Here is a 14,894-nt window from a genome sequence, read left to right as displayed (position 1 = left end):
TTAACCAACTAATAAGCACGGAGAAACACCATGAAACCCACAATGGCTCTCAAACCTCTGGTCTTCGCCCTGGCATCCGTCATGGCGATGGCTGCACAGGCCAGCGACAACGATCGTGGTCACCACCATCATCACGGCCCCAAAGGTCCAACCTGGGAACAACAGCTGTCAATCGACTCCGCCGCCAACGCCTATGTAGGGGACACACAGGACAGCAGCGGCAACTCGGTACTCAACCAGGGCACCAAAAACACTGCCAATGCCGACGACTCACTCAACGGCTCCAATGGCAACATGGGCGCCAACGTGGCTGGCGGCGATGGCAACCAACAAGACAACGCTGCCGCGCTGGCGACCGCCGATGAAAGTTTCATCTTCGGTTCTGCCACTGCAACGTCCTACGCGAATCAGTACAACACCAACAACTACGTCAAAAACCGCTCTACCCAAAGTAACGCCACGCTCGACAACGCTGGCAACAACGGCTCCGGCAACATTGGCATCAACGTGACTGCCGGTAACTTCAACCAACAGAAAAACAACCTGGCGATTGCCGTGTCCGGCGGACGCGTAGCGACAGCTTCGGCTGACGCTTACCAATCCACCACCGGTCTGGATGTCGACAACAAAGCTGACCGGACCCGCGTCACCACCACCCTCACCGACACCACCACCTCTTCAGGCAGCTTCAAGGCCAAAGGTAGCGGTACGATTGAAGACGACAATGGCTGGGATCACAGACGCCACGACGACGACAAGTTCAAGTTCACCGCCGTGGGCACCTTCGATCTGTCTAGCGTCACCACCCATCAAGTGCTGACTCCAGACGGCTGGAAAAACCCTGTAGTGAACAACGCCAGCATGACCGGCTCGATGAACGGCTTCTCCGGCAACGGTGGCGCCAACGTATCGGCGGGTGTGGGCAACCAACAAAGCAACTCGCTGTCCATCGCTGCCGGCTGCAGAGCCTGCATGTAATCGCGATCGAAATGAAAGCCCCGGCAACGGGGCTTTCTTTCCACAGCTCCTCAAGGGCGTATCGATCATGCGTACGACAGCCTTTTTTGCACTGCTGTGCCTGTGTGGCCTGACTCAGGCAGCACAGATGCCAGTCGCCGCCTTGCCTGGCGGCATGCTGGTTTATAAGCAGGTACAAAGTGTGCGTGAGCGCAAGCTCAGCGACATCGTCGAACAAAAAACCGACTTCAGCTGCGGCGCTGCCGCACTGGCCACGGTGTTACGCCAGGCTTACTGGCTCGATGTCGATGAGGAACACATCATCAAAGGCATGCTGGTCAACGCTGACCAGAACCTTGTCCGTACTCAAGGTTTCTCCATGCTGGACATGAAGCGCTACATCGAAGCAATCGGCATGCGCGCGCGTGGCTACCGGATACCGCCCGAGAAACTCGAAGCGGTGACCATTCCGGTGGTGGTGCTGATGGAAATTCGCGGCTACAAGCATTTCGTGGTGATGCAGCGGGCGGACAAGAACTGGGTCTATATCGGCGACCCGGTGCTTGGGCACAAACGCTATTCCCATGATGACTTTGTCAAAGGCTGGAACGGCATTGTCTTCGCTATCGTAGGTCCCGGTTACGACAAAACCAATGCATTGCGCAGCCCTCCGGAACCGCTGACGGCCAAGAACAAACTGGACACTTTCAACCCGGTCAAAGATGCCGAACTGATGGACTTTGGCTTCATTCAGAGCGACTTCTTCTAATCGCCCACTGATGATAGAGAGGGCCGGATGCCCCGGGAGCAGCAAATGAAAACCTCATACTGGCTGGCCGCCGCTTGCCTGGCCGCAAGCGCATCAAGCTATGCCAATGCAGGATTCAAACCCATCGAACTCAAGGACCATGAGCTCGCCGAGCTACGCGGTCGTTACGTCATGCCGGGGCGGATCATCAGCTTCGGCATTGTCATGAGCAGTACCTGGCGCAATGCCAGTGGCGACCTGATTGGCGCGACGACGTTGATGCAGATCCAGGCCTCTACCGTAAAACCCACATTCTATGTGTCGACCATCAAGGAAACCGGTAACGGCAGTACGCCGCCATCGGGCACCGGGAATGTGATCGGTGGCGCAGGACTGACCACCGCCCAGGGTGTCACCCAAACTGTGCGCGCCGCCGGTGACGGCAATACCGCCTACAACAATGTCGCCCTCAACGTCCAGGAGGCCAACCAGGCGCCGGCGCCGAGTCCCGCCCAAGGGCAGGTGCTGACAAGCGGGCAAACCATTACCGACAGCAATGCCGCCGGAAGCGTCGCGGTGTCGGCCACCGGGGGTGGCGTGCAAATGGCTATCCAGGCCAGCAACAACCAAGGCACGGCCATGCAACAGGTGGCTCAGGGTGGTCTGGTGCAGAACACCCGGCTTCTGGGCAACAGCAACAGGGTCAATAACCTGACGCGCCTTAACGTGGTGCTGCACAACAATGGCCGAAATGCCGGAGCAGTCAACTGCAATCTGAATCAACTCAAGGCACTACGCAGCCTGGGATATTGAACTACGCTGATGTTCGATCATTGGGCTTCATGGGGGACGGCTTATCATGTATCGGTCAGTACCACTGCGCGCGATCGTTTGTCTGAGCACTTTGTTCCCGTCGGCGCTGCTGCAAGCAGCGCCCGATGCGGACGTGGCGGCTTTGAAACAGGAGCTCATGGAGCTCAAACAACGTTACGAAGTACAACAAAAGGCCCTGGCGGTACTCGAACAACGGGTCCGCCAGGTGGAGGACCAACCGGCGGCACCGCAGCCTAAACGCCTGGCCAAGTCGCCAGCTGACATGAAAGGCAACCAGCAAGTGGCCACCAGGACGGGAGCGGCCGCGGCTTCAGGAGGCGCCGCAGGCAGCGGCAGTTCCTATGGGCAATCGCTGGCCGATGACTCTCAACCGGCACAGAGTGTTTCCAACCTGTATGACGAGGCCAGCGGATTCTTCGGCGGCGGCAAGTTCAGCCTCGAAACCGGGCTGACCTATTCGCGTTACGACACCCGTCAGCTGATCCTCAACGGCTTCCTCGCACTGGATTCGATCTTTCTGGGCAACATCAACCTGGACCGGATCAAGGCCGACACCTGGACGCTGGACCTCACCGGTCGCTACAACTTCGACAATCGCTGGCAGTTCGACCTGAACGTGCCGGTGGTGTACCGCGAATCGACGTATCAGTCCGGCGGCGCCAACAACGGTGCCGCGGGTGTGACCAGTGAAGAAACCGTCACCCGGGATCCGACGCTGGGCGATGTCAACTTCGGGATCGCCTACAAATTCATGGACGAGTCGGTCAACACCCCGGACGCGGTGGTCACCTTGCGCGTCAAGGCACCGACCGGCAAGGATCCGTTCGGGATCAAACTGCGCCAGAGCGACGCCAATACCAACCTGTTCGTGCCTGACACCCTGCCAACCGGCAACGGCGTCTGGTCGATCAGCCCCGGTATCTCGCTGGTCAAGACCTACGATCCGGCGGTTCTGTTCGGTAGCCTGTCCTACACCCACAACTTCGAAGAGTCCTTCGACGACATCAGCGCCACCGTCAATCAGAAAGTCCCGGGCAAGGTGCGGATCGGCGACAGCTTCCAGATCGGCGCGGGCATTGCGTTCGCGCTGAACGAAAAGATGAGTATGTCGTTCTCGGTGTCTGACCTGGTGCAGCGCAAAAGCAAGCTCAAACAGGATGGCGGGGATTGGGAGTCGGTGGTGTCCAGCGACGCCAACGCCGGTTACTTCAACGTCGGCATGACCATCGCGGCCTCCGACAACCTGACCATCGTTCCCAACCTGTCCATCGGCATGACAGACGATGCCCCGGACTTTTCCTTCAGCCTGAAATTCCCGTACTACTTCTGATCGCTTCACCCCAATGGAAAAGGCCCGCTGCGATGGATGTCGCAGCGGGCCTTTTCGTTTACCCGCCCTAGCGGATCTGGTGCTTGTGCAGCAATCGGTAAAAAGTCGGCCGTGACACGCCCAGGACTCGGGCGGCAACACTCAGGTTGTCGCTGTGCCGGTTCAACACATCGCACAGCGCCTGGCGTTCGGCGCGTGTCTTGTAGTCTTCAAGGGTGCCCATCGGCGTGGCGAAGGCGTGTTGACTGAGCAGCCCCAGGTCTCGCGCCTCGATCTGCCGTCCTTCGGCCAATACCAGCCCACGACGTACCCGATTGGCCAGCTCGCGGACATTGCCCGGCCAGTCGTGCTTGCCCATGGCGACCAATGCATCTTCGCTGAAGCTGCGAGGACGACGGCCGGTCTCACTGCTGTAGAAATGGGAAAAGTGGTTGGCCAGCATCAATAGATCACCATGGCGCTCACGCAGCGGCACGGTGACTACTTGCAGGACGTTCAAACGGTAGTACAAATCTTCGCGAAAGCGTTTGTTCTCGATGGCCTCTTCAAGGTCGACGTGCGTCGCCGCCAATACCCGCACATCCACCGGAATAGGCTGATGGCCGCCAACCCGCTCAATGTGTTTTTCCTGCAGGAAGCGCAGCAGATTGGCTTGCAGCTCCAGGGGAAGATCGCCTATTTCATCGAGAAACAGGGTTCCGCCGTTGGCCGCTTCTATCCGCCCGACCTTGCGCTGATGGGCGCCGGTAAAGGCCCCCTTCTCGTGACCAAACAATTCAGACTGGATCAAGTGCTCGGGAATCGCGCCGCAGTTGATCGCCACGAACGGTTTGCTGTGGCGCTGGGATTGTTGATGCAGGGTGCGGGCGACCATTTCTTTGCCGGTGCCGCTTTCGCCACGGATCAGCACCGGCGATTCGGTGGGCGCCAGTTTGCTCAGCAATTTGCGCAGCTCGCGAATCGGTTTGCTGTCGCCAAGCAGTTCATGTTCAGGCTGATCGATATGAACCGTACCCTGTCCGCGCAGGCGTGCCATGCCGAACGCGCGGCCCAGAGTGACCTGAACCCGTGAGACATCGAACGGCAAGGTATGGAAGTCAAAAAACCATTCGCAGACGAAATCCCCGACATTCTGCATTCGCAGGACATCCTGATCGAGCACGGCGATCCACTCGGTACCGCTGCGGGTGATCAGTTCCTTGACCGCTTCCGGGCGCTCCAGATGAAATGGCTGCAAGCGCAGCAGGCCGACGTCGCAGGTTTGCTCGGCGGCGTTTTCCAGGGTACAGCTGTCGACATCCCAACCTACAGCGCGTAAACCCGGCAGCAAACGGTGGCAGTCATCGCAAGGATCCACTACTAAAAGACGTCGTAAGGCAGGCGCTTCGATCATGACTGTTCCTTGACGCCAAATTAAAGGAAATATTATTAAAAACAGTCATTTGGCGGGCTTCGGTGTAACACTAGCAAAATATTGACGCAGGCTTGTATCGATTGCTTATAGGGACGTTGGCTGATTAGTTATAAGAAACCACTTCAATAGTTGCCTAACGAGTCGAACCTTTCATTCAGCTTTCAGCAACTGCCTGAATCGCCGGCCAATCAAAGAAAGTTGAAATTTCTTTTGATTGTGTGTGACCCAACCCCCGGTTGCGGACATCAGTACAAGTAACCAGCCGAACGGTAAGCCCAACCGACGGCACATCACTTGATTGGGCACACAGAGAGAAGACCCCATGAACGCCCCGCTCCGTATCAACGAAGCTCTTTTGATTGCCGACCGCGCATTCCAACCCTTTCAATGCGTGGCCTGGGCCCCACAAGACGGTAATGGCGAGCTCAGCCTGGCCATCATTGATCGCACTAACACTCGCATCAGCAGCAAACAAATCCCCAGCAGTGCCTATTCCGATCCGGAGCAACTTGCACACTTGCTGGAACAAGCCCGCGCCGAGTTGAGCGAGGAAGGTTACACACTGCAATCGTGGTCCATGCCGCATTAATCTTTTTCGCGGATTACCGCCCGGTAATCCGCGTCCCCGCCTCTCCTTAGTTGACGGTTTTCTACGGTCAGCTGCACAGCACAATTCCCGTTTTTAACTTCTAATCCGCCAGATTACTTGGCAGGCTTGTCAGTGGTTCGAAAAGACACTGTTCTGGCACAAAATGCCCCTCCTCCTGAGCGTAATGGCAGTTGCACATCATCGTATTCAGGGATTGAATGTTCTGCTCAGACAGTCAACCTCCGGGCACCCGGACAAGGACGACTGGCAAGGAGATGCGCGCATGTCACTCCAGACTGCTTTTGCCATATCGGCAACGGTGAAAGACGCCGGGCAACTCGATAGCCATTTCGCCGGCAGCGGCAAGACTCAAGTGTATTTCGCCGGCAGTACCTCCAGCAGGGTCAATGGTGTTGCGATTGACCACACCGGCCGGATACTGGTGGCCGCCAAGGTCGGCACACCAGGTGGCAGCCGCTTTGGCCTGGCCCGCCTGCTGGTGGACGGTTCGGCGGATTTGGCCTTCGGCAAACAAGGCAGCATCATCGGGCAATTCGCCCATGGCTACGAGGCCATGGCGGGCACGATACGGGTGCTGGCCGACGGGCGCATTCTGGTGGCCGGCCTGCACTACGAAAATGCTCACCGTACGCTGCCCGCCCTGGCGATGTTTGATCAACGAGGTTGCCCGATCCAGGGTTTTGGTGAACATGGCCGCTGCGTGGTGCGCCTGCCCGGGAATCTTTCCCAAGGCGCTCGCGACGCCTGGTTACCACCCGGTGTGCCGGGTACCGAGGCCTGTGATATCTGCGTGCAGGACGACGGTCGAATTCTGCTGCTGGCCAATCATCACTTTGAACGGGCCGATCACGTCGGCATGCTGATTCGGCTCAATGCCGACGGCTCGCTGGACAGCACTTTCAACGGACGTGGTTTTGTCATGGTCCGGCACTTATTGATGAACACCTGGCTTAACAGTTTGATGGTGCAATATGACGGCCGAATCCTGGTGGGCGGATCGATCAACTTCCCCGAGGAAGGTTTGCTGGCGCGTTATCACACCGATGGCCAGCTGGATGACGGCTTCGCCGTGGATGGGTTCATGGCCTTCAAGGTCTGGGGTCAGAGTGCCCAGGTCTGCCAGATCGTCCAGCACGAAAATGGTGATTTGCATTGTTTTGGCAGCAGTCGCGACCCGACGCACTGCCTCGCCCTGAACGTTCACAGCAATGGTCGGCCTGATACGCATTGCAATGGCGGCCAGCCACAACTGTTGGAAATCAGCCACAGCGGCTGCCAGTGGACCGCCGCCCAGATACAACCGGACGACTGTGTGCTGACGGTCGGAGCGACGGGCGGCGGACTCGAAGGCGATTTCATTCTCGCTCGGTACTTACCCAATGGGGCGCTGGATCGCAGCTTCGCCAATGGCATGGGCTGGGTCCGCACACGTCTGAGTCGAGGCCCGGACACCGCCACTTCATTGGCCGTGCAGGCCGACGGCTGCATCGTCGTCGGCGGCTATTCACTGGATGGCAACTACCGAGCTGTCGTCGCCCGTTATCAACCCTAGTTTCCTGCACTTGATCTTCCCTTCCGCTTACGGCAAGTTGCGCGCTTCTTTATACAAGGAGTAGCCGATGTCCGGCTCAATGGCCCAGGCCTTCGCACACAATTTTCTTGGGCATTCACCCCGCTGGTACAAAGCAAGCATCATTGGATTCCTGATTCTCAACGCCCTGGTGTTATGGACGATCGGCCCGGTGGCAGCCGGCTGGTTGTTGGTGCTGGAGTTCATCTTCACCCTGGCCATGGCACTCAAGTGTTACCCGCTGATGCCCGGCGGGTTGCTGTTGATCGAAGCGCTGCTGCTGAAAATGACCACGCCCCAGGCGCTCTATGACGAACTGGTGCACAACTTCCCGGTGATCCTGCTGCTGATGTTCATGGTGGCGGGCATCTACTTCATGAAAGACCTGCTGCTGTTTCTGTTCTCGCGCCTGCTACTGGGGGTTCGCTCCAAGGCGTTGCTGGCGTTGATGTTCTGTTTCCTGTCAGCGTTTCTCTCGGCGTTTCTCGATGCATTGACCGTGACCGCAGTAATCATCAGCGCGGCCGTGGGGTTTTATTCGGTGTATCACCGCGTCGCCTCGGGCAACGATCCGCGTCAGGACAGTGAGTTCAGCGATGACCGGCAGTTGCCGACATTGCACCATGCCGACCTCGAACAGTTCCGCGCCTTCCTGCGCAGCCTGCTGATGCACGGCGCGGTCGGCACGGCGTTGGGCGGTGTTTGCACGCTGGTCGGCGAGCCGCAAAACCTGCTGATCGGCCATGAGATGGGCTGGCACTTCGCCGAGTTTTTTCTGAAGATCGCCCCGGTGTCGTTGCCGGTGCTGGCAGCGGGCCTGGTGACCTGCGTACTGCTGGAGAAACTGCGCTGGTTCGGTTATGGCACGCTGCTGCCGGACAACGTGCGTACGGTGCTGGCCAACTACGCCGCTGAAGACAACGCCGAGCGCACTTCGCGTCAGCGCGCCGCGTTGCTGGTTCAAGGGACGGCGGCGCTGATTCTGATTGCCGGGCTGGCGTTTCACATCGCCGAAGTCGGCCTGATCGGCTTGATGGTGATCGTGCTGATCACCGCGTTCACCGGCATCACCGACGAACACCGCCTCGGCACCGCCTTCAAGGACGCCATGCCGTTCACCTCGTTGCTGGTGGTGTTTTTTGCAGTGGTGGCGGTGATTCACGATCAGCAACTGTTCGCGCCGCTGATCCAGTGGGTGTTAACGCTGCCTGCGGATCAACAGCCGGGCATGCTGTTTATTGCCAATGGCTTGCTGTCGGCCATCAGCGACAACGTGTTCGTGGCGACCATTTACATCACCGAAGTGAAACAGGCATTCATCTCCGGCCACATGAGCCGCGAGCATTTTGAAACCCTGGCGATTGCGATCAATACCGGAACGAATCTGCCGAGCGTGGCGACGCCTAATGGCCAGGCGGCGTTCCTGTTCTTGCTGACCTCGGCGATTGCACCGCTGATTCGTCTGTCGTACGGGCGGATGGTGTGGATGGCGCTGCCTTACACCGTAGTGATGGGGGTTCTTGGCTGGTACGCGGTAAGCTACTGGCTTTGAGGTGGCAGGTCTGACGCTTTCGCGGGCAAGCCTCGCTCCTACGGGATGTGTAAAGCCTGTAGGAGCGAGGCTTGCCCGCGAAGAACGATAACGCGGTTCAGACTGAACTCAGGATGTATCGCTCGATCGCCTCGGCCGCGCCGTCTTCGGTATTGGCCCCGGTCACCACGTCGGCCTGACGCTTCACCGCCTCTTCCGCTTGCCCCATGGCGATCGACAACCCGGCACGATGAAACATCGCCGGGTCATTGCCGCCGTCGCCCATGGCGGCGGTCTGTTCCAGCGACACCCCGAGAAACCCGGCCAGTGTCGCCAGTGCCGCGCCCTTGTTAGCCTGCATCGCGGTCACGTCCAGATAGACCGGCTGCGAACGCGACACCTGCGCCTGGCCTTCGACCTTGGCCAGCAACCGCGCTTCCAGCTCGATCAACAGTTCGGTGTTGTTGCTGGCAGCGACGATCTTGTCGATGCGTGCCAGGTAAGGCTCAAAACTCTCGACCACCACCGGCGGATAACCCAGGCCGTGCTGCTCTCGCGGGACCATCGGGCCGTTCGAGTCCTTTAACAGCCAGTCGCCACCGCTGAACACCCAGATTTCAATGTCCGGCCGATCGGCAAACAGCGTCAACGCCGTCAGCGCTGTGGTTGCCGGCAAATAATGCGCAACCAGCAAACTGCCGTCCGGGTTGACGATCGTGCCGCCATTGAACGCCGCCGTCGGCAAAACAACGCCCAGGGCTTCGATCTGCTGCAACATCGCTTTAGGCGGACGCCCGGTGGCCAGGCTGAACAGCACGCCGGCGTCGCGCAAGGCGCGGACCGCCTCGATCGTGCGCTGGCTGAGGCTGTGATCGGGCAGCAACAACGTGCCGTCCATGTCACTGAGCAGAAAACGGATGGGTTGTCGCGTGACGTCACTCATCCGAGGCCGTGCCAGACGCGACCATCGCGGGTCAGCAGATCGTCAGCGGTCTTGGGTCCGTCTTCGCCGGCCGCATAGCTCTCCACGGTTGCGTCCTGCTGCCAGGCGTCGAGGAACGGTTGCACAGCGCGCCAGCCGTTCTCGATGTTGTCGGCACGCTGGAACAGCGTCTGATCGCCGGTCAGGCAATCGTAGATCAAGGTTTCATAGCCAGTGGACGGCTGCATTTCAAAGAAATCCTTGTAGGCAAAGCCCAGCTCGATATTGGCCATGTTCAACGCCGGCCCCGGCCGTTTGGCCAGCAGGTCGAACCACATGCCCTCGTTGGGCTGGATCTGGATTCGCAGGTAGGTCGGCTGCAATTCTTCGACCTCGGTGTCGCGGAACTGCGCATACGGCGCCGGCTTGAAGCAAATGACGATCTCGGTGTCGCGCACGCTCATGCGCTTGCCGGTACGCAGGTAGAACGGCACGCCGACCCAGCGCCAGTTGTCGATCATCACTTTGAGCGCGACATAAGTTTCGGTGGTGCTGTCGGGCGCGACGTTGGTTTCCTGACGATAACCGGGCAGCGGATTGCCATCGATCTCGCCGGCAGTGTATTGGCCGCGCACCGAGTTGGCTCGCGCTTCCTCGGTCGACCAAGGGCGAATCGCGCCGATGACTTTGGCCTTCTCGCCGCGTACCGCATCGGCGCCAAACGCGGCCGGTGGTTCCATGGCCACCATCGCCAACAATTGGAACAGGTGATTGGGCACCATATCCCGCAGGGCGCCGGTGACCTCATAAAAACTGCCACGGGTTTCCACGCCGACGGTTTCGGCGGCGGTGATTTGTACGTGGTCGATGTAATGGTTGTTCCAGAAGGCTTCGAACAGACTGTTGGAGAAACGGCTGACCAGAATGTTCTGCACGGTTTCCTTGCCCAGATAGTGATCGATCCGGTAGATCTGCTTTTCCGTCATCACTTTGAGCAAACACGCGTTCAAGGCTTCGGCGGTGTACAGATCCGAGCCGAAAGGCTTTTCGATCACCACCCTTCTGAACGCTTCGGGGGTTTCTTGCAACAATCCGGCAGCGCCGAGACGCCGCACCACTTCGCTGAAAAAGCGCGGTGCGGTGGCCAGGTAGAAGACGGCGTTGCCGGTGCCGCTGGCGGTGATTTTCTCCGCCAACGCTTGATAGGTGCGTTCGTCCAGGAAGTCGCCCTGGACGTAGCTGATGTGTTTGGCCAGGTTGGCCCACAACGCCGGATCAAGGGCGTGATCGCCCTTGCCGACCTTGGCCGCCACTTCTGCCCGAATGAAATCTTCGAGTTTCTTGGCGAACGCTTCATCACTGATGGCGTTGTGATCAACGCCGATGATCCGCAGTCCATTCCCCAGCAAACCGTCGCGACTCAGGTTGTACAGCGCCGGCATCAGCAGACGCTTGACCAGATCACCATGGGCGCCGAACAGAAACAGCGTGGTGGGCGGCGCGGGTTCTGCCTTGGATTTCCTGCGGATCACATGGGTCATTTTTTCGGGGTCTCCACATGGCCGCCGAAGCCGAAGCGCTGAGCCGAGAGAATCTTGTCGCCAAAGGTGCCTTGCCCGCGCGAACGGTAGCGGGAGAACAGCGAGTTCGACAGCACCGGTACGGGCACCGATTGCTCCATGGCAGCCTCGATGGTCCAGCGACCTTCACCGCTGTCAGCCACCGATCCGGAGTAACCCTCAAGTTTCGGGTCGCTGGCCAGGGCATCGGCCGTCAGGTCGAGCAACCAGGACGAAACCACGCTGCCACGACGCCAGACTTCGGCGATGTCGGCCACGTTCAGGTCGAAACGCTGATCTTCCGGCAGGTTGGTGCTGGCTTTGGTCTTGAGGATGTCGAAGCCTTCGGCGAAGGCCTGCATCATTCCGTATTCGATGCCGTTGTGGATCATTTTGACGAAGTGGCCGGCGCCGGCGGGGCCTGCGTGGATGTAACCGCGCTCGGCGCGATCGTCATCGGACTTGCGATCCTTGGTGCGCGGGATGTCGCCCAGGCCCGGGGCCAGGGACTCGAACAACGGGTCAAGACGCTTAACCGTCTCGGCATCGCCGCCGATCATCATGCAGTAGCCACGTTCCAGGCCCCAGACGCCGCCGGAGGTGCCGACGTCGATGTAATGCAGGCCTTTTTCCGACAAGGTTTTGGCCCGGCGGATATCGTCCTTATAGAAGGTGTTGCCGCCATCGATGATGGTATCGCCCGCTTCAAGCAAGGTGCTCAGGGTGTCGATGGTGTCTTCGGTCGGTGCGCCGGCGGGCAGCATGACCCACACCGCGCGTGGCTTGGCCAGGCCAGCGACCAGCGCCGGCAAGTCGGCAACACCGGTGGCGCCTTCTTCGGCCAGGGTGTCGACAAAGGCGGTATTGCGGTCGTAAACAACGGTGGTGTGCCCGTTGAGCATCAGGCGCCGCGCAATATTACCGCCCATGCGGCCCAGTCCAATAATCCCGAGTTGCATGTACTGATGCTCCCTACTACAAATAAAGTGTGTCTAAGGTTATAGCCCAACGCGACTAGTGAAGGTTAGTCCAGAGCGGCGGGATGAAGTTTCCGGGCATTGTGCCCGATCCAGACTGATAACGTCGGGAATCGTGCCGAAGACACAACGACCATGAAAAATAAAAAAGTTCCCTTCAGGGGCAAAAGAAATCAAAATTGGCGCCGATAGTAAGTGAGCACCCGGTCTCGGGAGCCGACTTACAGTTGATACCGCCATTTGCGAGGTGAGCAATGGGCACCGTACACACAGCACTGCCAGCACAAACCCTTTACGTCACGATCCGTCGCGATGAACTGCGCCAGTTGAAAGACGAGCGCGATCAGTTGAAACGGGAAGTTGCGCAATTGCGCCTGCTGGCCCAAGGCAATCAGGCTCAGCCCTTGCCCGTCACCCAACGTGCTCCTCACGCCTGATCTCCTCGCCTGCTCCTTCGTTTGAGAGAAGGGATCAGCCGCCGCTGTTTCCTTCTCGCTGCAATCCTGTCCGCTGCGACAACTCACAAAGTTTTCACACTTGCTTGGCGATACTCCGGCCCTTTGTGGCTGCTTGCTTTGCGAGCGGCATCCGTTCGTCTGTGACAAGGAGAGTGCCGACGGCCGATCATCAGGCTGGAGTGTTGAATGGCTTTGTTTAAACGCAGCAAAACGTCTGCGAATGGTTTCGACTGGGCAGGATTTCTCTGGCTATTTCTGTTCTTCTGGTATTTTTCCGGCATCACCCAACTACTGATTCAACTGACGGGCACCTCTGGTTTTAGCGGGTTCCGCCAGGCCTTTGTGATGAGCGCCGTCTGGCTCGCGCCGATGCTGTTATTCCCCAAACAAACCCGTGTGATGTCCGCGCTGATCGGCGTGGTGCTGTGGGCCTGTTCGATGGCCAGCCTGGGTTATTTCTTCATCTATCAACAAGAATTCTCCCAGAGCGTCATCTTCATCATGTTCGAATCGAACGTGTCTGAAGCCGGCGAGTACATGACGCAGTATTTTGCCTGGTGGATGCTGCTGGCGTTCCTCGCCCACACCGCGTTCGCGTATTTCCTTTGGACCCGTGTGCGCCCGGTGCACCTGCCACGCGCCCAGGCGCTGATTGCCGCGACGGCGATTGTGCTGGCCGTGATCGGTTACCCGCTGATCAAGCAGACCGCGCACACCGGCAGCCTGGCAGAAGGCTTCGAGAAATTCGAAACCCGCATCGAGCCCGCAGTGCCGTGGCAGATGGCCGTGGCCTATCACCGTTACCTCGGTACCCTGGCCGGCATGCAAGACATGCTCGACAGCGCCAGCAAGATCCCGCCGCTGAAAAACTTCACCGATTCGATGGCCAATCAGCCGGCGACCCTGGTGCTGGTGATCGGCGAGTCCACCAACCGTCAGCGCATGAGCCTGTACGGCTACCCGCGGGAAACCACTCCGGAACTGGACAAGCTCAAGGACCAACTGGCGGTTTTCGATAACGTCATTACCCCACGCCCCTACACAATCGAAGCATTGCAGCAGGTGCTGACGTTCGCCGACGAAGAGAACCCGGACCTCTACCTGACGACGCCGTCATTGGTCAGCATGATGAAACAGGCGGGTTACAAAACCTTCTGGATCACCAACCAGCAGACCATGACCAAGCGCAACACCATGCTCACGACCTTCTCCGAACAGGCCGACGAGCAGGTGTACCTGAACAACAACCGCAACCAGAACGCCGCCCAGTACGATGGCGATGTGATCGAGCCGTTCAGCAAGGCGCTGGCCGATGCGGCGCCACGCAAGCTGATCGTCGTGCATTTGCTCGGCACGCACATGAGCTACCAGTACCGTTACCCGCCGACGTTCAACAAGTTCACCGACCGCAAAGGCGTGCCGGACGGTGTACGTGACGATCAGGTGCCGACGTACAACAGCTATGACAACGCGGTGCTGTACAACGACTTCGTGGTCTCGAGCCTGATCAAGGACTACGCCAAGACCGATCCGAACGGCTTCCTGCTGTACCTCTCCGACCACGGCGAAGACGTGTTCGACTCCGCTGGCCACAACACCCTGGGCCGCAACGAGAACAAACCGACCGCGCCGATGTACACCATTCCATTCATGGCCTGGGCCTCGCCGAAATGGCGCGAAAGCCATGACTGGAGCTTTGCTGCTGATCTGGGTCGGCCGTACAGCAGTTCCCAGCTGATTCACACCTGGGCGGATCTGGCCGGCCTGAGTTTCGATGAACTGGACCGCAGCAAAAGCCTGGTCAGCGACAGCTTCAAGCCTCGGCCATTGATGATCGGCAACCCTTACGAGCGTGAGCAGCGGCCGTTGATCGACTTCAGTTTGATGAAGCCCAAGGTCGCGCCTGTCACTCCGACGGTCGTTAAGCAGTAGTTTTGATGCGCAACCTGTGAGAGCGAGCCTGTGTGGCGAGGGAGCTTGCTCC

The 14,894-nt window shown here is 59.0% G+C and carries 13 protein-coding genes; 9 read left to right on the top strand and 4 right to left on the bottom strand.

Features of this window, described 5'->3' with window-relative positions; all coding sequences use genetic code 11:
- The first annotated feature begins 30 nt into the window (after positions 1-30).
- The 4 genes from fapC to fapF all read left to right on the top strand — a co-directional run bounded on the left by fapC (position 31) and on the right by fapF (position 3,869).
- A complete protein-coding gene (gene fapC / locus AC1RO5_RS08685; RefSeq protein WP_493174526.1) occupies positions 31-978 on the top strand; it encodes an amyloid-like fimbrin subunit FapC in 948 nt (315 codons plus the stop codon).
- A 67-nt stretch (positions 979-1,045) separates the two neighbouring features.
- Complete coding sequence (fapD, locus tag AC1RO5_RS08680) at positions 1,046-1,726, top strand: fibril amyloid maturation endopeptidase FapD (protein ID WP_493174524.1); 681 nt, start codon at positions 1,046-1,048, stop codon at positions 1,724-1,726.
- A 45-nt stretch (positions 1,727-1,771) separates the two neighbouring features.
- Positions 1,772-2,518, top strand: coding sequence for a fibril amyloid subunit FapE (fapE, locus tag AC1RO5_RS08675; RefSeq protein WP_493174523.1), 747 nt, complete (start codon positions 1,772-1,774; stop codon positions 2,516-2,518).
- A 46-nt stretch (positions 2,519-2,564) separates the two neighbouring features.
- A complete protein-coding gene (gene fapF, locus AC1RO5_RS08670; RefSeq protein WP_493174521.1) occupies positions 2,565-3,869 on the top strand; it encodes a fibril amyloid transporter FapF in 1,305 nt (434 codons plus the stop codon).
- 67 nt (positions 3,870-3,936) lie between these two features.
- Here fapF and AC1RO5_RS08665 read toward each other — a convergent pair whose 3' ends face one another.
- On the bottom strand, positions 3,937-5,262 hold the full coding sequence (locus AC1RO5_RS08665; protein WP_493174519.1) for a sigma-54 dependent transcriptional regulator: 1,326 nt from the start codon (positions 5,260-5,262) through the stop codon (positions 3,937-3,939).
- Between the two features lie 343 nt (positions 5,263-5,605).
- Here AC1RO5_RS08665 and AC1RO5_RS08660 point away from each other — a divergent pair, with 343 nt between their 5' ends.
- From AC1RO5_RS08660 to nhaB, 3 genes are all read left to right on the top strand, one after another.
- Positions 5,606-5,872 carry a hypothetical protein gene (locus tag AC1RO5_RS08660; protein ID WP_305412632.1) on the top strand — a complete coding sequence of 89 codons (267 nt, stop codon included), beginning with the start codon at positions 5,606-5,608 and terminating at the stop codon, positions 5,870-5,872.
- Between the two features lie 283 nt (positions 5,873-6,155).
- Positions 6,156-7,445 carry a hypothetical protein gene (locus AC1RO5_RS08655; protein ID WP_493174517.1) on the top strand — a complete coding sequence of 430 codons (1,290 nt, stop codon included), beginning with the start codon at positions 6,156-6,158 and terminating at the stop codon, positions 7,443-7,445.
- 67 nt (positions 7,446-7,512) lie between these two features.
- Positions 7,513-9,015 carry a sodium/proton antiporter NhaB gene (gene nhaB, locus AC1RO5_RS08650; RefSeq protein WP_493174515.1) on the top strand — a complete coding sequence of 501 codons (1,503 nt, stop codon included), beginning with the start codon at positions 7,513-7,515 and terminating at the stop codon, positions 9,013-9,015.
- A 97-nt stretch (positions 9,016-9,112) separates the two neighbouring features.
- On the opposite strand, the gene AC1RO5_RS08645 is transcribed toward nhaB, so the two are convergent.
- From AC1RO5_RS08645 to gnd, 3 genes are read right to left on the bottom strand one after another with little or no spacing between them, the layout of a single operon-like run.
- Positions 9,113-9,937, bottom strand: a complete 825-nt coding sequence (locus tag AC1RO5_RS08645; RefSeq protein ID WP_493174513.1) for an HAD family hydrolase — start codon at positions 9,935-9,937, stop codon at positions 9,113-9,115.
- Positions 9,934-11,457 carry a glucose-6-phosphate dehydrogenase gene (gene zwf, locus AC1RO5_RS08640; RefSeq protein ID WP_493174511.1) on the bottom strand — a complete coding sequence of 508 codons (1,524 nt, stop codon included), beginning with the start codon at positions 11,455-11,457 and terminating at the stop codon, positions 9,934-9,936. Before zwf ends, AC1RO5_RS08645 begins: the two co-directional genes overlap by 4 nt.
- Positions 11,454-12,434 (bottom strand): phosphogluconate dehydrogenase (NAD(+)-dependent, decarboxylating), encoded by a 981-nt coding sequence (gene gnd / locus AC1RO5_RS08635; protein WP_493174509.1) that lies wholly within the window; start codon positions 12,432-12,434, stop codon positions 11,454-11,456. The genes zwf and gnd overlap by 4 nt, the downstream gene beginning before the upstream one ends.
- Positions 12,435-12,706: 272 nt before the next feature.
- Between gnd and AC1RO5_RS08630 the strand changes: the two genes are divergently transcribed.
- Complete coding sequence (locus tag AC1RO5_RS08630; RefSeq protein ID WP_476213779.1) at positions 12,707-12,889, top strand: DUF6026 family protein; 183 nt, start codon at positions 12,707-12,709, stop codon at positions 12,887-12,889.
- Positions 12,890-13,096: 207 nt separating this feature from the next.
- Entirely contained in the window at positions 13,097-14,842 is a 1,746-nt protein-coding gene (locus AC1RO5_RS08625) for a phosphoethanolamine transferase CptA (RefSeq protein WP_493174507.1), read from the top strand.
- Positions 14,843-14,894: the final 52 nt, after the last annotated feature.

The sequence above is a fragment of the Pseudomonas sp. GW822-FHT02G04 genome (assembly GCF_058802085.1).
The sequence above is the reverse complement of the archived record's forward strand: the minus strand, read 5'-3'. Positions and strand labels throughout refer to the sequence as shown.